The 23,195-nt window shown below is 59.3% G+C and carries 23 protein-coding genes; 8 read left to right on the top strand and 15 right to left on the bottom strand.

From position 1 onward, the window contains the following. Positions 1-36: 36 nt before the first annotated feature. Genes QP922_RS06280 through QP922_RS06300 form a run of 5 tightly spaced genes read right to left on the bottom strand, consistent with a single transcriptional unit; the run spans position 37 to position 8,430 of the window. Entirely contained in the window at positions 37-3,258 is a 3,222-nt protein-coding gene (locus QP922_RS06280; protein WP_284808407.1) for an ATP-dependent helicase, read from the bottom strand. Beyond that, positions 3,251-6,415, bottom strand: a complete 3,165-nt coding sequence (locus tag QP922_RS06285) for an ATP-dependent DNA helicase (RefSeq protein ID WP_284808408.1) — start codon at positions 6,413-6,415, stop codon at positions 3,251-3,253. Before QP922_RS06285 ends, QP922_RS06280 begins: the two co-directional genes overlap by 8 nt. A gap of 3 nt (positions 6,416-6,418) precedes the next feature. Then, the gene (locus tag QP922_RS06290) at positions 6,419-7,192 is read right to left on the bottom strand and encodes a hypothetical protein (RefSeq protein ID WP_284808410.1); all 774 of its coding nucleotides are present in this window, start codon (positions 7,190-7,192) and stop codon (positions 6,419-6,421) included. A gap of 27 nt (positions 7,193-7,219) precedes the next feature. Beyond that, on the bottom strand, positions 7,220-8,170 hold the full coding sequence (locus tag QP922_RS06295; RefSeq protein ID WP_284808411.1) for a DUF3152 domain-containing protein: 951 nt from the start codon (positions 8,168-8,170) through the stop codon (positions 7,220-7,222). 38 nt (positions 8,171-8,208) lie between these two features. Next, positions 8,209-8,430, bottom strand: a complete 222-nt coding sequence (locus tag QP922_RS06300) for a DUF3107 domain-containing protein (protein WP_039674240.1) — start codon at positions 8,428-8,430, stop codon at positions 8,209-8,211. Positions 8,431-8,544: 114 nt separating this feature from the next. Between QP922_RS06300 and QP922_RS06305 the strand changes: the two genes are divergently transcribed. After that, on the top strand, positions 8,545-9,918 hold the full coding sequence (locus tag QP922_RS06305) for a DEAD/DEAH box helicase (RefSeq protein ID WP_284808412.1): 1,374 nt from the start codon (positions 8,545-8,547) through the stop codon (positions 9,916-9,918). Next, the gene (locus tag QP922_RS06310) at positions 9,915-11,225 is read left to right on the top strand and encodes an Rv3212 family protein (protein WP_350309351.1); all 1,311 of its coding nucleotides are present in this window, start codon (positions 9,915-9,917) and stop codon (positions 11,223-11,225) included. The genes QP922_RS06305 and QP922_RS06310 overlap by 4 nt, the downstream gene beginning before the upstream one ends. 42 nt (positions 11,226-11,267) lie before the next feature. Here the strand turns inward: QP922_RS06310 and QP922_RS06315 are convergent, their stop codons facing one another. Next, on the bottom strand, positions 11,268-11,768 hold the full coding sequence (locus QP922_RS06315) for a hypothetical protein (protein WP_284808413.1): 501 nt from the start codon (positions 11,766-11,768) through the stop codon (positions 11,268-11,270). A gap of 535 nt (positions 11,769-12,303) precedes the next feature. Here QP922_RS06315 and QP922_RS06320 point away from each other — a divergent pair. Continuing rightward, positions 12,304-12,561 (top strand): WhiB family transcriptional regulator, encoded by a 258-nt coding sequence (locus tag QP922_RS06320; RefSeq protein ID WP_039674232.1) that lies wholly within the window; start codon positions 12,304-12,306, stop codon positions 12,559-12,561. 80 nt (positions 12,562-12,641) lie between these two features. Then, entirely contained in the window at positions 12,642-12,716 is a 75-nt protein-coding gene (locus QP922_RS12985) for a 50S ribosomal protein bL37 (protein ID WP_100227335.1), read from the top strand. A 119-nt stretch (positions 12,717-12,835) separates the two neighbouring features. Here the strand turns inward: QP922_RS12985 and rsrA are convergent, their stop codons facing one another. Together rsrA and QP922_RS06330 are read right to left on the bottom strand one after the other, a co-directional pair. Next, positions 12,836-13,108, bottom strand: a complete 273-nt coding sequence (gene rsrA, locus QP922_RS06325; RefSeq protein WP_083311909.1) for a mycothiol system anti-sigma-R factor — start codon at positions 13,106-13,108, stop codon at positions 12,836-12,838. Beyond that, complete coding sequence (locus QP922_RS06330) at positions 13,108-13,743, bottom strand: sigma-70 family RNA polymerase sigma factor (protein WP_070672801.1); 636 nt, start codon at positions 13,741-13,743, stop codon at positions 13,108-13,110. The genes rsrA and QP922_RS06330 overlap by 1 nt, the downstream gene beginning before the upstream one ends. Before the next feature lie 37 nt (positions 13,744-13,780). Between QP922_RS06330 and ybaK the strand changes: the two genes are divergently transcribed. After that, positions 13,781-14,284: a Cys-tRNA(Pro) deacylase gene (gene ybaK, locus QP922_RS06335; protein WP_284808414.1), complete on the top strand. Its 504-nt coding sequence runs from the start codon at positions 13,781-13,783 to the stop codon at positions 14,282-14,284. A gap of 30 nt (positions 14,285-14,314) precedes the next feature. Here ybaK and QP922_RS06340 read toward each other — a convergent pair whose 3' ends face one another. Continuing rightward, the gene (locus QP922_RS06340; RefSeq protein ID WP_284808416.1) at positions 14,315-14,977 is read right to left on the bottom strand and encodes an SOS response-associated peptidase; all 663 of its coding nucleotides are present in this window, start codon (positions 14,975-14,977) and stop codon (positions 14,315-14,317) included. Here QP922_RS06340 and aroA point away from each other — a divergent pair. Together aroA and rsgA are read left to right on the top strand one after the other, a co-directional pair. After that, complete coding sequence (aroA, locus tag QP922_RS06345; protein WP_284808417.1) at positions 14,976-16,280, top strand: 3-phosphoshikimate 1-carboxyvinyltransferase; 1,305 nt, start codon at positions 14,976-14,978, stop codon at positions 16,278-16,280. The two genes, QP922_RS06340 and aroA, sit on opposite strands and share 2 nt — an antisense overlap. Further along, positions 16,273-17,295, top strand: a complete 1,023-nt coding sequence (gene rsgA / locus QP922_RS06350; protein ID WP_204098784.1) for a ribosome small subunit-dependent GTPase A — start codon at positions 16,273-16,275, stop codon at positions 17,293-17,295. Before aroA ends, rsgA begins: the two co-directional genes overlap by 8 nt. Before the next feature lie 23 nt (positions 17,296-17,318). On the opposite strand, the gene QP922_RS06355 is transcribed toward rsgA, so the two are convergent. The 4 genes from QP922_RS06355 to QP922_RS06370 form a co-directional block, all read right to left on the bottom strand. Beyond that, positions 17,319-17,927, bottom strand: coding sequence for a hypothetical protein (locus tag QP922_RS06355; RefSeq protein ID WP_284808419.1), 609 nt, complete (start codon positions 17,925-17,927; stop codon positions 17,319-17,321). A 52-nt stretch (positions 17,928-17,979) separates the two neighbouring features. Continuing rightward, positions 17,980-18,306: a hypothetical protein gene (locus QP922_RS06360; RefSeq protein ID WP_284808421.1), complete on the bottom strand. Its 327-nt coding sequence runs from the start codon at positions 18,304-18,306 to the stop codon at positions 17,980-17,982. 78 nt (positions 18,307-18,384) lie between these two features. Then, positions 18,385-18,894 (bottom strand): DUF6912 family protein, encoded by a 510-nt coding sequence (locus tag QP922_RS06365; protein WP_284808553.1) that lies wholly within the window; start codon positions 18,892-18,894, stop codon positions 18,385-18,387. Between the two features lie 12 nt (positions 18,895-18,906). Then, a complete protein-coding gene (locus QP922_RS06370; RefSeq protein ID WP_039674214.1) occupies positions 18,907-19,317 on the bottom strand; it encodes an HAD-IA family hydrolase in 411 nt (136 codons plus the stop codon). Positions 19,318-19,512: 195 nt separating this feature from the next. On the opposite strand from QP922_RS06370, the gene QP922_RS06375 reads away from it, so the two are divergent. Further along, positions 19,513-19,920, top strand: coding sequence for a hypothetical protein (locus tag QP922_RS06375; RefSeq protein ID WP_284808423.1), 408 nt, complete (start codon positions 19,513-19,515; stop codon positions 19,918-19,920). A gap of 6 nt (positions 19,921-19,926) precedes the next feature. Here the strand turns inward: QP922_RS06375 and QP922_RS06380 are convergent, their stop codons facing one another. Both QP922_RS06380 and secA read right to left on the bottom strand, forming a co-directional pair. After that, on the bottom strand, positions 19,927-20,304 hold the full coding sequence (locus QP922_RS06380) for a hypothetical protein (RefSeq protein WP_284808424.1): 378 nt from the start codon (positions 20,302-20,304) through the stop codon (positions 19,927-19,929). A 127-nt stretch (positions 20,305-20,431) separates the two neighbouring features. Further along, a complete protein-coding gene (gene secA, locus QP922_RS06385) occupies positions 20,432-23,017 on the bottom strand; it encodes a preprotein translocase subunit SecA (RefSeq protein ID WP_284808425.1) in 2,586 nt (861 codons plus the stop codon). Positions 23,018-23,195: the final 178 nt, after the last annotated feature.

Consider the following 23,195-nt stretch of genomic DNA (forward strand, 5'->3'; position numbering starts at 1 on the left):
CCAACCTCCCTTGAACGGACCGAATGTACCGTGAGACTACCTTAGACTTAACCCGGGCGGGGTGGAAACTGCAGAGTCCAGAAGCTCGGCAAGCCGAGCACCAGTAGGCAAGTCTTCCGGCTCCAGAAGGAAGTTCTCATGAACGTAGAAGAAGGCTGCGCGAACGGAGTCGACACCGTGGATACGGCGCCATGCTTCTGCGTAAACAGCAAGCTGGATCTGTGCTGAGGTCAGCGCAGCGCCCTGGGGACGCCGACCTGTCTTCCAGTCAACGATGAGCCAGGTTCCGTCAGGCTGCTGGAATACCGCGTCCATGCGCCCACGCACAACGGAATCACCGATGGTGATTTCAAAAGGTGCCTCAACGTGGGCTGGGGTGCGCTGTGCCCACTCGGAAGCCAAGAACGCTTCCTTGAGGGATTCGAGGTCATGATCTGGCTCATCGTGGGAGCCCGGTAGTTCATCCTCACCCAGGAGCGCCGGTGCGCCAAAGCGGTCTTCAAGCCAGGCGTGGAAGGCGGTACCGCGTTTGGCGTAGGAATTTGGTTTGAAGGGAATGGGGCGGCGCTGGCGACGCGCGAACTGAATTGGGTCAGCCGACATGGCCACCATGTCGGAGGCCGTCAACTCGCTCGGAAGCTCAACATCGACCACGGGAGCTTGCAGCGCCTTGTGCTCTTCAATAAGTGCGCTTGCCTCTTGTTCCCACAGCTCGAACGTCTCGCCATCACGCAATGCTGGAAGCTCCGCCAGTGCGGCGCGAACCGCAGCGGCAGCATCAACAGCCTGTGGTTGTGGAGTCAGCGACGGGAAGTGAGCTTCACGCTCCATGCCTTCTTCAGCCTCGACGGGAAGAGCCGGTACCTCCCAGTGGACAACAAGTTCTGGGTGCTTGTCTGCCAGTAACTGTAAATACGAGTACGGGCCCTTCTTGCTAGCACCTTTTGCTTTGTTTGTACCGGAGCCCGTCACCGTCAGCGTGGACTCTGTGCGCGTCATCGCTACGTAGAAAAGACGAGCTGCTTCCTCTGCTTGAAATTCTCGGTCAAGCTGCTTGAAGGCCTCACAGGCTTTACCGAATTCCGAGCGCTTCACCGCATCATCGGGCAGGTCAATGTAGTCATCATCGCCAGGTGCCTTCTCAATCTTCGTGAGGAAGGTCTCTGCCTGGGCTTTGTAGCTCGAGGAGTCTGCATGTGCCACGCATACGTGCTCCCATTCCAGTCCCTTGGCCTTGTGCACGGTCATAATCTGAACGCGGTTGCGCACAACCGGAACCTCGCCCAAGGCGAGCCCGTCCTCTTTTTCCTTGGCCAACTCGAAGTAATCCAGCAACGCGGCCAAACCATCTCCATGGAAGCCGGCCACGAGGTCAGCAAAGGCATCAAGGTGCGTTGTTCCTCCCGGCTTTCCGGCAGCGAGAACCTCAGTGCGCACACCAAAGACGAGCTCAATGTCAGCAAAAATGTCATTCAACGACTTGCCTAGCGAATATGTACGCAGGTAACGCAGCTTGGCGGCGACCTCCTCCATTCGCTCGAGGCCTTCTGCGCTGTAGCGTTCACGTTCGCCTAGATCAGCAAGGGCGTCCGCGAGTCCCAATACTTGGTCCGGCCCTTCAGCAGTGATGGACTCCACCTGAGCAGTGAGGTACTCCAGCGGGTCACCCCCTTCCCACCGAAGGCGGCCATCAGTAGTACCGGCCAAGTTCCGCTGACGTGAGTGGAGAGCCTGAATATCGGCGATGCCTAGGCCACACATCGGCCCCGTGAGCACGCGCAAAGCTGCGGTAGTGTCCTGGGGGCGAACCAGCAGCGTTGCAACTGCGACGAGGTCTTGAATCTCGGGGCGCCACAGAAGGCCACCGACTCCAAAAATCTCGTTTGGAACACCAACCTCATCGAGGGCTGCCGCGATGAGCGGTGATTGTTTGTTGGTGCGCACCAACACTGCCGCACTAAAATCTTCGCCCTCGGGAGTAGCTTCATAGAGCTCACGCAAGTGTTCCGCAATGAAGGTTCTTTCTTCTGTTTCCGTGGCAAAGTAGCCCAACTCGACGGTTCCTGCCGGTGCAGTCGGCTTGGGCGAAAGCTCATCGACGGGGCGCTCCCCTGGGCTTTCAGAGAAGAGCTTCGCAGCTACATCGTTGGCCAGCTCTAGTACCGAGGAGGGATTGCGCCACGAGGTGGTGAGCTGGTCTTTCGGTGCATCTGAACCATCCGGTTGTGGGAAGTCGGTGACAAAAGCCGCAAGGTTTTCCGCGGTAGCCCCACGCCAGCCATAAATCGACTGCATGGGATCACCCACTGCGGTCACCGACAGACCCTCGCGCGGCCCGCCGAAAAGAGAGCGCAGCAAGATGCGTTGTGCGTGAGAGGTGTCTTGATATTCGTCGAGCATTACAACGCGGTAGCGTGCGCTTTGCTGCTCGCCCAAGAGCGGGAAGTTCTTCGCCAAAGTCGCAGCAATAGACATCTGCTCACCAAAGGTGATGACTCCTCGCTCAGCTTGCTCCTTCTTGAGTGCTTTCACCAGAGGCAGGTATTCCAAGCGAAGACGCTGCGTGTCCAGGTAGCCCTGCACCTTGTCGCTGAATTCCTTGCCGTTCTTCTGAGTCTTCTCAAGGTCCTCCGCAGTCTTACGGAAAATCTCTTCGTGCTCACGCAAGGCATCAGGATCCTTGAGTTCGCCATCCATGGTTTGCGCGAGGTTCAACAAGGTGGCAGTCACCGTGGCCACTGAGTGATCAGTGCTCAAAGAACCGGCGTAGTTACTCACTACCTCATGAGCAATGGCGTAACGTTCAGCCTCCGTAATGATGCGAGCGCTCGGTTCCACCGGCATGAGTAGTCCGTATTCACGGACAAGGTCACCTGCGTAGGAGTCATAGGTGGACACCTTTGGCACAATATTTTCCACAGCTTCGGCAGCAGCGCTACCGGGGCTAAGGATGCCTGAAGAGCGCAAGGTCAACAATTGTCGGCGAATACGCTGCTCGAGCTGCTGTGCCGCTTTACGCGTAAAGGTCAATCCGAGGACCTGCTCAGGACGCACCAGTCCGTTGGCGACTAGGGACACGACGCGTGAGGCCATCGTCTCGGTCTTGCCCGCGCCAGCACCGGCAACGACGAGCTTGGGCCCAAGTGGGCCCTCGATGACGGCGGCTTGTTCCTCGGTAGGAGGGAAAGGCTTGCCTAGGGCAGTAGCCAGTTCCTCAGGACTGAAGTGGTGAGTGGGGTTCTGAGGGTGATTAGGCATTGGTCACCAGACCTCCTTCGTTCATGACAGGACAGATGGAGCGAATAGGACAACGATCGCAGCCGTCGTTCTCACGAGCAGTAAGTCCTGGCCCCCGCATTTCCGCGACGAGGGCTGGCAGCTGAGCTGCAAACTCCTCAAGTTCCTCCGGTGGCTTAGCCGTTTGTTCACGTACCGTCACGCTTGCTGCTGTAGTCCGTGGATACACCAACCGGCTCGTAGCGCGAGGTACACCTTCACCGGTGCGAATTGCCTTTACCTGTTCCTCATCAGCAGAGTCCTCCCTGACGAGTTCTCCGTGGGCAAGAGCTAACTGATAAGTCAGTAGCTGGGTGTTGTCTCGTGCGGCTTCCTTCGTTGCTGCCTGCGAACCAGTTTTGAGATCGACAACGGCGTACTCATCGCCTTCTTTCATGAGCCGGTCGATATACCCGCGGATAGTCACTTCCGGGGAAATGTCGACGGATACGGGGACCTCGACACCGACCGGTTCCAACGTGGTGGACAGCGACCAGCTATGGGTACGGTCGATGAGGCGCTCGAAATCAGCAAGCTCAGCATCGCGGCGCCACAACGGGCCATCGAGCATCGTCGCGAAGGCTTCTACCACGAGTTTCTTCGCTGTTCCTGGCTCAACACCGCGACCTAATGCTTCGAGGAAGGCATGGGCAAGGTTGCCGCGCACAAGGTTGATATTTGTTGTCTCTTCTTCAGCGAGATTGCCCAACACTGCGTTCAGTGGACAGGCCATGAGCGCCTCCACGCGGGAAGGCGACAAACTATTTGAACCGGTCAGCGGCTGTTCAGACGCCACCGAGCGCACATCCCACCATTGATCCGGATGGGCCCCGGGGACACCCGCCTCTGCGAGACGGGCAAGCTGCCGAACCGCCTGAGAACGCTCTGCCTCACCAGACTCTGGATCGGTAGCGCAGCGACGCAGCTGTGCCACGAAGGAAGAGACTGAGAGCACTGAGACCTCCAGCGGATCCAGTTCCTCATCAATGTCGGCACCACCTCGTAGGGTTACCAAACCTGTCTCCGGAAGGTCAAGGCCTAACTCGCGCGGCAATGCTTGCCGTGCCCAATGCTGACTGGTTTCCCGGCGCACTTGTGCACCGGGTACATCCACGCCACCGGCAGACAAGAACTCCTCAATGAAGCGGGACGGTTCTTCCACTTCATCGCTTTCTGGAGAATCCACCGCGACAACCAGCAAACGGTGGCGGTGACGAGTAGTAGCCACGTGGAAGAGGCGGCGTTCTTCTGCTAAACGACCAGATACATGGCTTACCGGTGTGCCCGGCGTGATGTCGCGGTCCAGCAGGTCAATGAGGTCCTCCTGTCCGAAGAGGGAGCCGGTCTCCCCCACTGAGGGCCACGCGCCTTCTTGGACACCCGCAACGATGACCGTGTCCCATTCCCGTCCAACAGCTCCATGCGCGGTGAGAATCTCCACGGCATCTGGCAGAGCCGAGCGGCGATCACGCACGCCGGTGGGGAGCTCTTGCTCGGTGATGTGGAGGATGAAGGACTCCAACGACGCAGAAGGGCGGCGTTCGGCGTAGTCACCAGCGGCATCGAAGAGAGCCATCATGGCATCTAGATCTCGGTCCGCTTGGGAACCGGCGGCGCCGCCGCGCAGGGCTGCGGCTTGGAGGCGGGTATCGAGCCCCGTAGCCTGCCACACCTCCCAGAGGATTTCCTCCACAGCAGCTCCTGCACGAAGAGCCTCGCGGCCAGCAGACAGGACGCCACGAATGCGGGCAAGAATGGCTTCCTCGCGTTCCGTAAGGAGGTTGTCGAAGTCAGGCACATCGCCCTCAAGCAACTCGCGCAAGGTGTCCATGCCACGCTGCTCCGGCTTCCATCGGCGCAAGCCGCGGATAAGGCGGCGCAGGGTCACTGGATCGGCACCACCCACGGGACCAGTAATAAGGTCCTCAAGTTCCACCGGATCTAGATCGGTTTCTAGTGCACGCAACGCCAGCAAGACGGCTTTGACCAAGCGCTGTTCTGCCAGAACCACATCTGTTGGGTTGATATGCACCGGAACTCCGGCGGCCAGCAAAGTCCGGCGGGCTGGACCAATGTCTCCCGTCGAACGCACAATGACTGCAATATCACGCCAGCTCACGCCGTCCTCGAGGTGGCGGCGACGGACAGTATTAGCCAGAACATCACGCAGGGTTCCACGGGAGTCAACAACGCTTACACAAGCAGGTGACGGCTTGCGGTGCGGTGCTTCTAAGTGCAGTTCATTTTCTGCTTCCCACGAGGTGAGAAATTCAGAATTGGCGCCGCGAAACGCAAATACTGCCTGATCTGGGTCACCGCCGATTACGGTCAGCCGGGCAGTTTTGGCTAGCTCAGAGATGAGCTGTCCGGAGGTAGGGTCGAGCAGCTGAGCATCATCCACCACGATGGTGTGCCATGGGTGATCCTGCAGCAATTCGGGGCGCAGGAGAACCTGGCTGACTAGTTCCGCTGCAGAGTAAGAATGAGAACCAGCAAGAGCCTGGGTGCGCTCGTACTCACGGAGGAAATCACCTGCGGCAGACCACATGGGACGTTGATAGCGGGAGCCAAGTTCTTCCAAGTCATTTGGACCAAGCCCGCGTTCAATCGCGCGCAGTAACAAGTCACGCAATTGCCGCGCGAAGCCGACGTACTCCAAAGCCGGGCGCACTTCCGCAGGCCACAAACCACGGCCATCCGCCGCATGGCCCGCCAGTAGCTCCCGGATGACAGCGTCCTGCTCCGCACCGGTAATCAGCCGCAGCTCCTCTTCACTGCCGCGGCGGAGCAACGCGAACGCCAACGAGTGCACAGAACGCACCATGGAAGCCTGTGCCGCATAATCATCGAGATGCTCAGCCAGTTCGCGGCGCAGCAATGAGCCGGATTCTTTCGACGGCGCGACAACGAGAATGCCGGAGGCATCAGCACCGCTGCTTAGCTGTCCCAAGACAACATCGATAAGCAAGCTCGATACCCCTGAACCCGCGGTACCCAAAACGCGCCACGTGCCTTCCTTCGGCAACGGCACGTCCCAGGAGCGTTGAGTGGCGCTCCGAGTTCGGGGAATAAGGCGGACGTCGGGCGAAGGAGGAAGGCTAACGCCGGCGCGGGCGGTGGACTGGCTGCTGTATTTCACGCCTTATAGTCTGTCAGATGCGGCGGACACGAGGGCCTCTTCCACCTTTTCGATGCTCGAACGCACCGTCGATTTTGAGTTCGGGTGCAGCACATTCACGTATCGGCGGTAAGCCACCGCACGTAACAGGAGCTGGTGCACACCAGGAATCGATTCAAAGCGAGTACAGATATCTGCATCGACAGCATCCGCAATCAATCCGTCCACCATCGCTATCGCTGCGGACCAACCCTGTGGGCGCGGTGCAGCGGAGGGAACGATATCGGTCAGCGCTGGCGGATTCGCACCAGAGAAAATCGCGGTACCCAGCACATCCATGTGCGCAGTCACCAAGGGAAGCTCGGAAAGCTCCTCATCGGAATATGCCTCGCCCGTCTCCTCCCACGCGGCACGTTCGGCGCGGGCAAAGATATCGTCACGCTGGCCTAGGCTCGGCAGCGGCATAGTGGCGAGAGCGCTATCCAACCGCAGCGCTAACTGCACCGCTTCATCAATACGCCCACGTACCTGACCGGGCACGAACTGCGTAGCTTTCCAGCCGGCGGCCGTGTAGCGCCCATCAGTGGTCAGTACAGGACGAGCGATTCGTACCCCTGGGACGCTGAGCTTGTCACGCACTTTGGCAGACCAGCCGGACCATTCGCGGGCCTCGGCAAAGACAACATCCCCCACGAGGATTCCATTATCCCAAGCGGGCCCCATCAGCTCGCCCTTCACGCGGCGCGGTCGGGTTTCAGCGTTAAAGGTGGCTAGAACGGGTTCGGGAGGCAGCGGCATGAGTACGTCTTCGTCTTTCTCGTCGGGCTATTCCGGCTTAGCGTGATCGTGGTCGGCTGAGATGGGATACGGCCACGGGTTGGGCTCACACGTCACATCCTCGTCCGGATAAACCTCTTCCGAATCCTTGGCATAAAGCTCAGCATTGTTCAGGCTCAGTGTTTGCTGCATCATGACCGGTGCAAGTTTGCCATCGCCACCGCACGGCTGGTGGGAGGCATAGCCGATAGCGTGGCCGAACTCGTGATTGATGAGGTACTGGCGGTAGTTTCCTAAATCGCCTTCAAAGGGAACTGCACCGCGTACCCAGCGCGATTCATTGAGATACACCGCTGATTCGCCCGTAATTGTCGTGTGGCAGGAAGTCTCTGATTGCAACTGCGCGCCGCACAGTTTTGCAGTCGTGCCCAGTGACGTGAGGCGAATGTGGGTATCTGGGTTGTCATCCGCTTTCACGTGGATGAATTCGTAATTCCCAGCGCCGGTCCAACCGCGGGGGTCGGCCAGGGTGGCGTCGACAAGCGCGACAACAGCACTGTCGCCCCCATAAGCGGCAGTATCCACGCCATCTTCAATCTCGACTGAGAACCGGATGGTTTGTGTTCCGCCCTTGCCCGCATGCATCGTCGACGGGCCGGCGTCACGGTAGGTTTCCTCGCCCTGCTCAGTGAAGGTCCCGCCTGCGGGAAGCTCATCCTTAGCTGCTTCAACGGCGCTGGCGTTTGCCGGGTCGGGCCCCTTCCGTGCGGATGTAGTGGCAGCAACACTACTCGTTGCCTGCTCCTCCCCTGCCGTCGGTTCAGGCGACTCTGCTGACGGCGAGCGGAGCACATCAACGAGAACCCAGACCGTGATGACAACCATGACGGGGATTGCCACGACCCGCCACCAGCCGTAGTCGCGTGCAAAACGCGTCAGCGCTGAGGTGTGCGGGGAATGCTGCTGCGGGCGCTGATCACTGTGCGCGGGATTGTCCATGGCCATTTAGGCTACCCGCTGGCGAAGCTCGTGCGTACTTAACCCGCGAATCCCACGGTATGGGCGCGGGCAGTGCCGATTTCGACGTAGACGACGCGGTCCGTCCGCACAATGAACTTACGCCCCTTAGCGTCTTCCAGTTCGAGAGTGGAGTTGTCCGCCAAAGCACCATTGATCGTCTTAGTCAGCTCTTCCTGGTCACCTTCAGCGTGAATAACCAGCTCGCGGGCGGTATCGGCGAATCCAAACTTGATGTCCATGCTGTGCATGCTCCTTCGATAATTCTTCAACGTCCTGCCGAAGAGGCGCGTTTTAGCACCCGTGCTCCGGCGCTCTAATGGCCCCACTATAGCTACGTCCTCTACTATCAAGGTGTGCATTCCCCGAAATCCTCGAACGCTTCCCGCGATCAGCGCGGGAATAACAGTGAATCGCCCACCTTTGCCGCACTTGGCGTCGCCGCAGAAATCTGCGATGCTTTGGCCGCGCGTGGAATCACGCACACTTTTGCCATCCAAGAACTGACTCTTCCCATCGCGCTCAGCGGCCAGGATCTCATTGGCCAAGCCCGCACCGGTATGGGCAAGACCTATGGCTTTGGCGTCCCACTGCTGGATCGGGTCTTTGATGATGCCGATATCCCAGAACTCGATGGCACTCCCCGAGCGCTGGTTATCGCTCCGACGCGCGAGTTGGCTATCCAAGTTAGTGGTGACCTCGAGGTAGCCGCCGCACACTTGCCGCTCAACGTCATTACGCTGTGCGGCGGCCGGCCGTACGAGGAACAGATTAAACAGATTAAAGCTGGCGCGGACGTCGTCGTGGGCACACCTGGACGTCTTCTCGATTTGTGCCAGAAGAAGCACCTGTCTTTTGACAAGGTCAGTGTCCTCGTCCTGGATGAAGCAGATGAAATGCTGGACTTGGGCTTTTTGCCAGATATCGAGAAGATTCTCACGCTTCTGCACGGAAATCCGCACCAGACCATGCTTTTCTCCGCCACGATGCCGGGGCCCATCGTCACGCTGGCGCGCACCTTCCTCACCAAACCAGTTCATATCCGCGCCGAATCCGGTGATGATCAGCAGACTCACTCCTCTACCCGCAAGATCACCTTCCAGGCTCACCGCATGGATAAGGTTGCGGTGTTGAGCCGCATCCTGCAGGCAGAAGGACGCGGACGGACCATCATCTTTACTCGCACCAAACGTGCCGCCGCTTCTGTAGCGGATGAGCTAGCACAGCGAGGTTTCAGCGTGGGCGCAGTCCATGGCGATATGGATCAGTCTGCACGCGAGCGCTCCCTTACAGCTTTCCGCGAAGGCACCGTGGAGATTCTTGTGGCTACCGACGTCGCCGCGCGCGGTATCGATGTCGATGACGTCACGCATGTCATCAACCACCAGGTCCCCGATGATCCCATGACGTTCGTGCACCGCATCGGCCGCACTGGCCGTGCGGGACATACTGGAACTGCTGTCACCCTCGTGGGCTACGATGAGCTGAGCAAATGGCAGATCATCAACGATGAGCTCGATTTGGACCAGCCCGAACCACCCCAGTGGTTTAGCACCTCGCCGGAGCTTGCCGCCGCCCTCGATATTCCCGAAGGCGTTGAGGAATCCGTCGGACCACCCACCAAGGTGCTGGGCGCACCGCGCCGGTCCAGCTCGAAGCATCGCACTGCCGCTGATTCAGCGCGTGCATCCCGCCGCACACGCACGACCCGCAAAGGAGGACGCCGATGAGCCCGGAGGCACAGGAGACGAGCTCCGCGCAGCCGCAGAAGAAGGCTTCGACGGCTTCGAAGACTTCACAGAAAGCCCCGATTCTGCGCTCCTCTAAGGCGGATTGGACGGCCGTGGGCGTTATCAGCGCGGTGTGCGCCATCGCCATCGGCGGCGCGTTTGTCACCGCCCCGATTCATAAAGCAGACCTCACCCCAGCAGTAGAGGCGGCTACCGATTCTGACCCGGAAGTTCTCTCTGCCATCCCTTCTGCACTGACCAAGTCCTTCTCGCTACCCAATGCCCTGGTGCCGGGTCAAGCTCGAGCAGTGTCGTCGAAGGGTCTTGTAGTGACTCACGAGGGCGATACCCTGACCGCCACAAATGCCGCGGGTGACGCGGTGTGGACGTATCAGCGCCGCGATGCAGACCTATGCTCACTCAGCACGGCATGGAACAAGGTCGTGGCTTCATACCGAACGGGAGTTGGCTGCGGTGATGTCGTAGCGATTGATGCCGCAACCGGTGAGTACTCCGATACGCGCAGCGCACGCAGCTCCGATGAGGTTGTCCCAATTTCCTCCAATGACCGGGTAGGAACTGTTTCTACCGAACGCATCGAACTCTGGCGTTCGGATTTGGTCCGCACGGTGGAATACGGCGATGTGGATGCCAAGCAGGAACCCAATATGCAGCCCCACGAGGACTGCGCCATTTCCTCCGCCCTGACGCGTACCGAATCGCTCGCCGTCACCGAGTCTTGCCCTGATTCGCCCAATTCGACGTGGCTGCGCATCCAGGAGGCTACCCCGGAAGACTCGCGTAAACCTGAGATCACCAAGGACATCGAGATTAATGATCCAGGCGCCCGCTTGGTCGCCTTTGGCCAGGAAGCCGCTGCTGTCTATCTGCCTGGGGGCTCGCCGCGCATTGTCTCCTACAATTTTGACGGCGAGCAGCTATCCACCACGGACGTCGAACCGTCCCAGGCTATTACGGATTCGGCCTCGCCCTTTGCACCAGCTGTCGCTGACCTTCCCCACCACATGACCTGGTTTGATGGTGAGCGTCTCTACTTGTTTACCCCGACTGAGTTGAAGGTGGACCATGTGCTGGATAACGCCTTGGGCACCGGCATTGCGCTCGACGAACGCCTCCTGGTCCCCACCGAGGAGGGCATCGACGTCGTGAACTGGTCGAGCGGTCAGACCGAGCGCACCATCCCCGTGGACCGTGATGGTTATACCGGCCCTGTTTCGCTAACGCTCGCGGGAACGGTGATTATTGAGCAGCGCGGCGACACGGCTGTGGCGCTGAAGGCTTCTTAGCCATAAACCCACTGCCGCCGCTGACTGGCATCTCCTTAATCCTTAAAAATTCCGCTCTGCCCACTGTGCTGTCTCCGGCACCGCCATAAGGAGGTAGAGCACAACGGCCGCGCTGGCTAGGGTCACGGCCCCCAAGACTGGGGAACCACCGCTAAACATCTGGAACGCCATTGCCGCCAAAATAAACTCAACAAGAACAATGGCTCCGCGCCCCCAGCGCCGCCCCTTCACAAAGGCCCGCGAGGCCACGATGACGAAGCCGAAGACGATGAAGAGGAAGATGGCCGTGCCCAATCCCACGTAGCCAGCTGCGCCCGAATCGGAGACCATCGAGGCATTCTCAGCACCAGTCACTTCGCGGACAATAAGGAAGATGCCAAAAATGATGACCGCGATGGATTGAATCACAGCAATGCCAGCGGACACGACAACCGAGCGCGGCGCGCGTGCCGTCGTGGTCTCCTTCGGCGCTGCTTGCGACTGCGCCTGAGTGGTCTTTCGGGAGGACGTCGAATTGCCAGTGTTTTTCTTCTTCTTAGTCACGTCTACTTAGTCTACTTCTACTGCCCACTTCCACTTCTTTCCGCGGCATTCACCTAACCGGCGGGCCGATAGCGGGGGCAGATCCTCAGTTTTGGATTTGACGCGATCCAGGTCACCACACTCACCTCAGAAAAGACATTACTCCAGGTAGAGGACTTTTTGACAGGATTCTTACAGCGCACCGACGGAAGCGTAAGTGCGTAGAGGAGCATTTATTTTAGTGACGTTGGACACTTTTTGGCGTTTACCCCTAGCGGACTTGGAGTAAACATGTCATTATTCTCAGGTAGCAAAAACAACGAGCTGTTAAACCAGCTCGAAACTCGGAGGAAAATCCGAGTAAACACAAGGTGAACCATGGCGGCGGCGACGCTGGCCCGACCTCGAGACAGGGCCCCACTGACCGCAGACCGGTCCACCTTCCCCCTCTAACACTCGGGGCAGTTCATTGCTGTGAATTACTACCGTGAATCACTGCTGCGAACTGTTCTTAGTGAGTCCACTGCTGTCAAAATTTTGTTAGGAGATTTCAATCATGGATTGGCGCCACGAAGCTGTTTGCCGCGACGAAGACCCAGAGCTGTTCTTCCCGGTCGGTAACTCCGGCCCTGCACTTACCCAGATCGCAAAGGCCAAGCTGGTCTGCAACCGCTGCCCGGTTGCGTCCTCTTGCCTCAAGTGGGCCCTTGAGTCCGGCCAGGATGCCGGCGTCTGGGGCGGCCTGTCTGAAGAGGAGCGCCGCGCTATCAAGCGCCGCAACCGCAGCCGCAACCGTGCCCGCGTGTCTGCTTAACCAGACCCCGATTTCCGCTTCGGCATACCCTGCCGCTACAGTTAAATAAGTTCATTTACCCTTAACAGAAGGAGTACGCGATGAGCAAGCGTGGCCGTAAGCGCAAGGATCGCCGTAAGAAGTCCGCTAACCGCGGCAAGCGTCCTAACGCATAACGTCAGCATTCAAGGCCCGTTCCCCACTACCGTGAACACACGGCGGGAACGGGCCTTTGCTGTATCCGTAGAAGGCGACGCATCGAGGCGGAGGCTTATCTTCTCTTATCCTTCGTCCCTTATCTCCACGTGATTTCAGTACGCGTAATTTGCACAGAAATCCGCTGACGTAAAGACTGCGGCGCTGATTGCCCACCACAGCACTTGCGAACGAGAGCTCTCACAACTTCTTCGCTTTCTAGGCGCTCCTGGCATGCATCGCATTGCGCGATGTGCTCGCGGATGGCCAGCGCCCGCGCGTAGCTCGTCGATTCATCGAGCAGCTCCCGAAAGAGCGCATTTACCTGCGGGGAGTTACACGCACCGCAGTTGCGTCCTGTTGCGCGTTCCATTACTTCTCCTCCGTCTTCGAATTCATGTCCGGGTGGTCGCGGCCAATGCCTTTTTCTCGTGCCACGTCCTTCAACGCGGTGCGGAGTAATTTTCTTCCACGGTGCAGTCGGCTCATCACGGTCCCCAACGGAGTGTCCATCACCTCAGCGATCTCCTTGTAGGCCAGGCCCACCACATCCGCGTAGTAGACCACCATGCGGTAGTCCTCGGGGAGATCGTTCATGGCGTCAGAAATTTCCGAGTCCGGCATCTGCTTCAGTGCTTCCACCTCAGCGGATTCGAGGCCGGTCGAATCATGGCCCGCAGTAGTGTACAGCTGGAAATCACTCAGCTCATCCGCCGAAGACTCCGTCGGCCGGCGCTTCGCTTTGCGGTAGGAGTTGATGTAGGTGTTCGTCATGATGCGATAGAGCCACGCCTTGAGGTTGGTGCCCTGCTTAAAGGAGCCGAAATTGCTGTAGGCCTTCAAATAGGTCTCCTGGATCAAATCCTCAGCGTCCTGCGGGTTGCGGGTCAGGCGCATCGCACCGCCGTAAAGCTGGTCCAGCAACGGCAGGGCTTGTTCCTCAAACAATCGCTGCTGTTCGCGCTGCTTTTCTGAGGTTTCGCTCGCGCTCGTCGTGTCTGTGGCCATGAAAACTATCCTAGCGCCCCCGACTAGGGTGGTTCCTATGGCAAAGAAGACCCCGCATGCAGCTACCCCCGCGCTCAAAGTCTTAGAGGAAGCCGGTGTTGAGCACCGCGTCACCACCTTCGACGGCGGCAGCGACCATTTCGGTGATGCGGCTATGAAGGCTCTCGATGTTGAGCCGGAACGCATATTCAAGACTCTTGTCATCGATCTCACCGCCGGTAAAGGTCCTAAGCGCCAGCTCGCCGTGTGCGTCCTTCCAGTGACTCACCAACTCAGTCTCAAGAAGGCCGCCGCTGCCTTCGGCGCTTCCAAAGCTTCCATGGCCGATCCTGCAGATGCCTCCAAGTCATCCGGCTACATCCCCGGCGGCATTTCACCTCTCGGCCACAAACACGTCCTCCCCACAGTCATCGATGAAACGGCGGTGCTGTGGGACACTATCTTCTTCTCCGGCGGTAAGCGCGGCCTCGACATCGAAATGAACGCCGAAGATTTCTCCCGGGTCCTCGACGTCTCCTTCGCCGACGTTCTAGCCGAATAGGCTCCCCGCCTCAAACACGCTACCCAGCTTTTAGAACAAGGTGCTCGGCGGTTGTTCTGCAATAAGCTCCGCATAGTCATTGCGAACGTTGCCCACCGCCGGATCCGCTGGGCGGGCGTTGAAGCCTTCTACGGAGCTCGGCTCGAGCAAGGCTTCCCCAGCGAGCCACGGCGCAATCTCTTCCTTGCGCAGGAACTTAGGCAAACGGTGGTGCAGCCACGCCATTTCTTCGGTGGCCTCAGTGGTCACCATCGTGGCCGACAACCTGTCCATACCCGTGGCCCACAGTCCCGCCGCCCACAGCAAGCCCTCAGGACCTGTGACGTAATAGGGCTGCTTCTTTGCCTTCGGGTCATCCCCCGCTTTCCATTCGTAGTAGCCATCCAAGGGGATAACGCAGCGCTGGGCCTTGAAAGCATCGCGGAAGAAGGGTTTCTTCGCCACGGTCTCAGCTCGTGCGTTGAACAGCGGTGGTCCATCCAGGTCCTTCTTCCAGTGCGGGAGAAGTCCCCACCGTGCTGGTTCAACGCGCGCGGTGGTGTCCTCAACACGGACGATGGCTACCGGTTGGGTCGGGGCTATGTTGTAGCGAGCGGGAGGTAAGCCCTCGGGCGCATGGACTTCGGTGATAGATTCCCACTCACCGACCTCGTCGAGGAGGGACTCGGTAAACAGTACAAATCTTCCGCACATGCCCCCTATTATGGACTATATGTCTGATTTCTGGAGTGCGCCTCAACCCACCGGTCCCCTGTCGTGGACGCAGGAGATCCCTGGTTCGAAGTCGATGACCAACCGCGCCCTCATCCTTGCCGCGTTGGCGGACTCCCCCTCCATCATCTACAACCCGCTCGTCTCTCGTGATACCGACCTCATGAAGGAAGCCCTCGTAGCCATGGGCGTGGGTATCTCCGAGTGGGGACCGCACCTGCGCGTGACACCGCGCCCGCTGCACGGCGCGGAGGTAAATTGTGGCCTGGCCGGCACCATTATGCGTTTCTTGCCACCGGTAGCTGCCTTGGCGGATGGGCCGGTGCTTATCGACGGTGACCCGTACGCCCGCAAGCGCCCCATGTCCACCATGACGGCGGCACTTCGTGAGATTGGCGTCGACGTCGAAGGCGATAGTTTGCCTCTACGCATCACGCCACGCGATGTGCCGGATGCGTACGAGGTTACGATCGACGCCTCCTCATCCTCCCAGTTCGTGTCCGGTCTCCTCCTGGCTGCTCCGCGATACCGTAATGGCCTCGTCGTGCACCATAAGGGAGACCCTGTCCCCTCCCAGCCGCACATTGCGATGACCATTGCTATGCTGCGCGAGGCCGGCGTCTATGCTTTCGCAGCGGAGAACAAGTGGGTCGTCCATCCGGGCCCCGTCAGGGGCCGAGAGTGGTCCATCGAGCCCGATCTCTCCAATGCCACGCCCTTCCTTGCCGCCGCGGCCGTTGCTGGTGGCAGCGTGAGCATTCCGAACTGGCCAGAGGACACCACGCAACCTGGCGATGCTTTTCGCGGCATCCTGGAACAGATGGGCGCTACCTTCGAGTACGTCCCGCAGGCTCCCCGTAAAGAACCGCACCTCACGGTGACCGGCCCGGCGGAAGGTGCCGCTGCCCTGCGTGGTGTTGACCTTGATATGGGGGATATCGGAGAGCTCACCCCGACCGTCGCAGCGCTGTGCGCGTTGGCCTCCACTCCTTCGACGCTGACGGGGATCGCGCACCTGCGTGGCCACGAGACGGACCGCCTGGCGGCCCTCGCGGCGGAGATTAACGGTCTGGGAGGCAACGTCACCGAGCTTGACGACGGCCTCCGCATCACCCCTGCCCCACTTCATGGCGGGACGTGGCGTGCCTATGCGGATCACCGTATGGCCACAGCTGGAGCCATCGTCGGACTGGTCGTCGAGGGCGTCGAGGTCGATGACATCGAATGCACCTCAAAGACTCTGCCCGGCTTTGCCGAAATGTGGGAGGCCATGGTTCGTGGCTAGACGCGCACGCAGTTATGACGAGTCCGATGTTCGCATCCGCCCAGGCAAAGGCTCTCGCCCCCGCACCAAAGACCGCCCCCAGCACAAGGACGCCAAATTCGGCATGGTCATCACCAAGGACCGCGGCCGCTGGGGCGTGGCCCTCGATAATGATGGTCCCGTCGTCACCGCGATGCGCGCACGAGAGATGGGCCGCACTCCTGTCGAGGTCGGTGACCGCGTCGGCGTCGTGGGCGATACCTCGGGTAAGAAAGACACGCTCGCACGCATCGTGAAATTGGAGGAGCGCACCTCCGTCCTGCGCCGCACCGCCGACGATACCGATGCCTACGAGCGAATCGTCGTGGCCAATGCCGACCGGCTCCTCATTGTGTCTGCCGTGGCGGACCCGCCACCGCGCTCTGGTTTTGTGGAGCGCGCGCTCATCGCCGCCTTTGCCGGCAATATTCACCCGGTTTTGTGCCTGACCAAGACAGATCTCACCGATCCCGCTCCTTTTGCCAAGGAGTTTGAGGACTTGAATGTCACCGTCGTGGAGGCCGGTGTGGACGATGACCTCACAGAGGTCTGCCAGGCTATCGACGGCCACGTGACCGCCCTAATCGGGCACTCCGGTGTGGGCAAATCGACCTTGGTCAACCGCCTTGTCCCCGATGCCCACCGTGAGACGGGTGAGGTCTCTGCTGTGGGCAAAGGCCGCCACACCTCGACGCAGTCAGTCGCGCTGCGCCTGCCTGCTTCTGGAGATACGCCTCACGGCGGTTGGATTATTGATACCCCCGGCATCCGCTCCTTCGGCCTAGCTCACATCGATGCGGAAAACGTCATCGAGGTGTTCGAAGACCTCGCGGAGGCCATCGAGGATTGCCCCCGTGGCTGCACCCACGCCGGTCCCCCAGCAGACCCCGAGTGCGGCTTGGACCTCAACATCGCGGACGGCACCGCCTCAGCTCGCCGCCGCGACGCCGTCCGCGGTTTGCTGGCGGCCCTGCGCACTAACGTGGACTGGGCCTAACCTTCAGCCGCCTAGCCAGAGTCTTAAGCCGGAATCATGTCTGCCAGCTGCGGCGGCAGAACCGTCTTGAGGAATGGGCCAGCAGCGCGCAGAGCCATCAGGATGACGGTGAGAGCACCGCTGACACCGAGGAGAATGGCACCACCCTTATCGATGTTGGAGGAGGTATTGTCGCCGTCCGAGTCCTTCTTCTTGTTGAACTCTTCTTTCTTCGCACACGCGTTGAGCGCCTTGACATACTCCGGTGCAATGTCGCGGAAGGTCTCGGCTACCTTGATGTTGTTCTTGGCGCGCTTTACAGCGTCTTCGTCACCAAGCTCGGCATCAGTCTCGAAGTCTGCGAGGTCACGGTACAGCTCATCGGACTGGTTCTGGACAGCACGCGCACGCGCCTCGGCATCCTTCGGAAGAATCTCGTAGTCATCCTTGAGCAGACCAGAATCCACATCGTTGTCCTTGGACTCGGCGTTGGATAGGTCGGTCGACTCCTTCTCACTCAAAGTGATGGTGCACTTATCGTTCTTGATGGAGGTGGTCACTGCACCGGCAGTCGGGGCAACGACACCGCCAGCCACAAGCGCGACGGACAAGGTCGAGGTAGCCACCACACGGCGAAGACGGGAGGAAGACATTGTTGAGAGCCTTTCGATCGAGCTGAGTTTTACCTAAGCAGACTATCAACAATCAGCCCAGCTTGGGCAGGTACTCCCCAAATTGCTGGTAAATGGCCATACCGACGCTGATGATGCCGAAAAGAATCGCGATGATCACACCAGCCGGCCCCTGGGAGGATCCTTCTACGATGCGCAGCCACGGCGTGGTGGGCTGCTCAGCGACACCTGGGTCCTGCTTTTCCGTACCGGAGGCGGTGCTGTTGGTGCCGCTTTCCGACGCCTCAGCCGCAATCTTGGCGGGCACGGCTGCTTCTTCTGCCCCAGCGGCAGGGGCACCAAGAGCAGCGGTGGACAGTGCGGCAGTAGTAATCAGGGCAGAAAGACGGGATGCCTTCATAGGGTGGTGACTCCTTAAATTCACAGCCTTACGTGGGCAGCAGAGCCGGCAAGGACGGATAGTGGAATGAGTGTGAGTCTAGAGCAGCTCGACGAGGAAAGGTAGCTCCGTCGGGTCATAGAACGCCATAAAGTTATCTAGGGCATCGCCAACGGCGAGCTCAGCATCCTCATCACCAAGGTCCGCACTATCGATGGCCTCAATGGCCTTTGCCGTGGCCGCTTCAGATTCCTCGATATCGACGTGAATGGCCTGCAGGTTATCCTTGGTGATGATGGCTGGGCTCAGTGCCACTACAGACTCACCCATATCTGGCTTCGGGGTAATGACCGACTCATCAACATCCACAGAGATCACAACACGGCGATGCGGAAACTTCTCCTCGTCACCAATGGCCAGCAAGCGCAAAGAGGCCATGGAGGCTTCGAGGAAGGCAGAATAAGCAATTTCTTCTTCATCCCCGCCTTCGGTATAAAACTCGCGTAGAGCTGGAGTCACCATAAAACCCCATCCACTGCGCGCAGCGAGCTGACCGGTTTCTTCCAGCTCGCTGAGCATAGCGAACGTGGCGGGCAAGAAGACACGCACGTCTGCGGACACTTAGAACTCACCTTCAATGTCGAAGACTGCCTGGACCTCAACGCTGGTGCGGTCGAAGACCGTGTAGAGCATACCGACCATGCCATTTTCCACAGCGGCGCGGACATTCACGATGGAATCATCCACCATCACGCAGTCATTAATAGGCAGGTCGATAGCATCGGCAGCTGCCTGGAAGGCGGCACGATCCGGCTTTTCGGCACCGATCTCGCCAGAAAGGACCACGGCGTCAACGATGCCACGGTATTCCCATTCGCGAATGTGCTCAGCACCTGGGCCGCCCGGATCGTTGGAGAGAATAGCGGTAGCCACGCCATTGGACTTGGCTGCAGCAAACAGTGCACGCCAGCGCTTGACGTCTTCCTCGGTGCCATCCAGCACACCTACAAAATCGACGATGAGTCCACGCATAATCTCTATCCTTCACCCTTCGCGTTGAGCTGTGTATATCGTCCGAAAGTATAGCGAACATACAGTGCGAACGCTCCTACCACCCAGCCCTGCAGCAAGGTAGCCGCTAAGGCCAGCAGCATGGCACAATGAAGAGGCGTCCAGCTCTCCTCTCCCCCCCTTCTGCGCCGCTCACCGCTGGGAAGGAAAGCTCTTGTGTACATCCCTATCCCCGGTATGAGCCATCTGCAGCTCTATGCCGCTCCACAGCGCATCCGCTACGAGCGTGAACCCACCGCCAGTGACCTTGCCACGCGCGAAGAAATCCGTGGTCTGGTCGTCATCGTCTTGGAAGTTGCCGCATCTCTGCGGCCATTAAGTCATCTCGACAGCGCGCGTTTTGCGCCGGAAATCTCCACGCACATACGGGCTTGGAAAAAGGCTCAGCCCGCAAATGACAGCCGCGGGCGCATAGCTCTGAGTAGTTTGCATGCGCGAGCCAATGGTGAATACTTCGGCTCCGCCGTCGTGGGCGGGCAGCAGCGCGCGTTTACGGGTGCCGCGTCCGGCCGGCATTTGCGTTCATTTCGCATGCTCACAGTAGGGCCCCGACCCCCACTGTAAGACGTCCTAGAACCAGGACCCCAGCTTGATCAGGATCGGGGTCCAGTCGATTCCTGCGAAGGCAGCCGAAGCGCTAATAAGTGCCAAGCTGATTCCACCGAACATGGTGGCCTGGGTAGCTGCACCTGTTACGGGGGCGGAAGAGCCGCCGACAGCTGGGGCGTCGGCAGCAGCGCCGCACTCGGCAGCAACAGCGTTCTGAGAGCTCAGACCAGCAAGGGCATCAGAGCTCTCAGCAGCGGTGCCGTCCTCAGAGTTGAGGACGGAAGACAGCTGGCACTGCTCTTCCGGCGCTACCTCAAAGGCGGAGGCAACTGCGCCGCCGCCCAGCAGGGTGGCGGAGGCAAAAACGGACAAACCTACTCGCATAGAGACGCGGCGCATGGTGATGAGGACCTCCGAGACACGAAATGAATAATATTCTGACAGTATATAGCTAAGTGCTTCCAATGAAAAGACGCCACGGGGAACTTACCCCGCAGCGTCTTCTCAGGATGCTGTGCGCTTGGCTTTAAGCCTCGGCGTCACCGGCGCTGGCAGCAGTACCGGCCTCGCCGGATTCAGCAGCTTTAGCTTCTTCCTGTGCCTTAAACTGCTTGCGCAACATAAACAGCTGGCGCACAGTTTCTTCCTTCACGCCATCGTTCATAGCGTTGAACATGTCGCCGCCCTCCTTCTGGTACTCCACCAGAGGATCGCGCTGTGCCATGGCACGCAGGCCAATACCTTCCTTGAGGTAGTCCATCTCGTAGAGATGTTCGCGCCACTTTTGGTCGATGATCGGCAGGATAATCATGCGCTCAGTGTTGCGCATCTGGCTCTCGCCGCCAATCGCGGTGACGGAGTCTTCCAGCTTGTCGTACTCCGAGTTGGCGTCGGCAAGCAAGGCGTCACGAAGCTGCTCCGCGGAAAGCTCACCGGCGGAGCCGTACTCAGTTCCTTCGACAAGCGACTCGTGCGACATGGTCGGCCCATAGAGGGACTCGAGCGCGTTCCACAGCTCATCCAGGTTCCAGTCCTCGACATAGCCGGTCGCCGTTGCGCCAGAAACATAAGCGGAGACGGTGTCATCAATCATGCCGCGGATGTTGTCCTTGATGTCACCGGCATCGAGGATGTCGTGGCGGGTAGCGTAGACAACCTTGCGCTGCTCGTTGAGAACCTCATCGTACTTGAGCACGTTCTTACGCATCTCAAAGTTCTGGTTCTCCACCTGCGCCTGCGCGCCCTTAATGGAGTTGGAGACCATCTTTGCCTCGATCGGAACATCATCCGGCACGTTCAAGCGGTTCATCATGTTCTCCATGGACTGGCCCACAAAACGCACCATGAGCTCATCGCGCATGGAGAGGTAGAAGCGGGTCTCACCGGGGTCTCCCTGACGGCCGGAACGACCGCGCAGCTGGTTATCAATGCGGCGCGACTCGTGGCGCTCGGTGCCCAGAACGTACAGACCACCGGCCTCACGAACCTCGTCACCAAGCTTCTTGGAGCGTTCCTTCTCCGCATCGATCTCGGAGTCCCACGCCTCCTGGTACTTTTCCTCATCCTCGAAAGGATCAAGGCCGCGCTCACGCAGCTTCTCATCGAGGATGACTTCGGGGTTACCACCGAGCACGATATCGGTACCACGGCCGGCCATGTTGGTAGCCACAGTCACGGTGCCGGGGCGACCGGCGCGGGCAACGATCTGGCCCTCTTCCTCGTGGTGCTTTGCGTTAAGCACCGAGTGCTTGATGCCACGCTTGCTCAGCAGCTGGGAGAGATACTCGGAACGCTCCACAGACGTGGTACCTACCAGAACCGGCTGGCCCGCCTCGACATGCTCAGCGATGTCATCGACCACGGCGGCGAACTTTGCTTCCTGGGTCTTGTAGATACGGTCGGAGTGGTCGATACGCTGGTTCGGCTTGTTCGTCGGAATCGGCACCACGTCGAGGCCGTAGATGGAGTGCAGCTCGGCGGCCTCGGTCTCGGCGGTACCGGTCATGCCGGAAATCTTGTCGTAGAGACGGAAGTAGTTCTGGAGAGTGACGGTAGCCAGCGTCTGGTTCTCGTTCTTAATCTCCACCTGCTCCTTGGCCTCGATGGCCTGGTGCATGCCCTCGTTATAACGACGACCCGCCAGGACACGGCCGGTGAAGCTGTCCACAATCATGACCTCGCCGTTGCGGACGATGTAGTCCTTGTCGCGGGTAAAGAGCTCCTTAGCCTTCAGCGCGTTGTTGAGGTAGGACACCAGCTGCGAGTGCTCCGGGGCGTACAGGTTATCAATACCGAGCTGATCCTCGACGAACTCGACGCCATCCTCCAGCACACCGATGGTGCGCTTCTTGTGGTCCACCTCGTAGTGGATACCCTCACGCATCTTCGGCGCCAACTGGGAGAAGACACTGTAGAACTGGGAAGATCCGTCCACCGGGCCGGAAATGATGAGCGGGGTACGGGCCTCATCAATAAGAATGGAGTCCACCTCATCGACGATGCAGTAGTTATGGCCGCGCTGTACGGTGTCATCGAGCGAGCGGACCATGTTGTCGCGCAGGTAGTCAAAGCCCAGCTCGTTGTTGGTGCCGTAGGTGATATCGCAGGCATAAGCCTCTTTACGCTCCGGCGGGCGCATCTCGGAGAGAATGACGCCAACGGAAAGACCGAGCCAGCGGTGCACACGACCCATCATTTCCGCGTCACGCTTAGCCAGGTAGTCGTTAACGGTCACGATGTGCACGCCCTTGCCCTCGAGCGCATTGAGGTAGGCCGGCAGCAGCGAGGTCAGGGTCTTACCCTCACCAGTGCGCATCTCCGCAACGTTGCCGAAGTGCAGGGCGGCACCGCCCATGATCTGCACCTTGTAGTGCTTCTGATCCAGCACGCGCCAGGCAGCCTCACGCACGGTGGCAAAAGCCTCAAGCAGAATGTCGTTGAGCTTCTCACCCTTGTTCAGGCGCTCCTTAAACTCCTCCGTCTTCGCCTTTAGCTCATCATCGGAGAGCTTGGCAAAGTCATCCTCGAGGGCAATAACATCATCAGCCATCTTGGCTAGGCGCTTTACGGTGCGTCCCTCACCGGCGCGGAGCAGCTTGGAAAGTCCAAACACGTCTAGATAGTCCTTCTTGTCGCGACAATATAGTTAACTCGTCGCCATTGTACTCACTAGGTTTTAAGCCTCGCTGCAGGGCTAGCCCAAAGTCTCTCTACCCTGCCCCACTCCACCGCGAGTTCGACGTTCGCTCAGTACCACTTGTTAACGATCCCGTGGAAGACAACGATTTCTT

The sequence above is a fragment of the Corynebacterium sp. MSK218 genome (assembly GCF_030232655.1).
Classification (GTDB): Bacteria; Actinomycetota; Actinomycetes; order Mycobacteriales; family Mycobacteriaceae; genus Corynebacterium.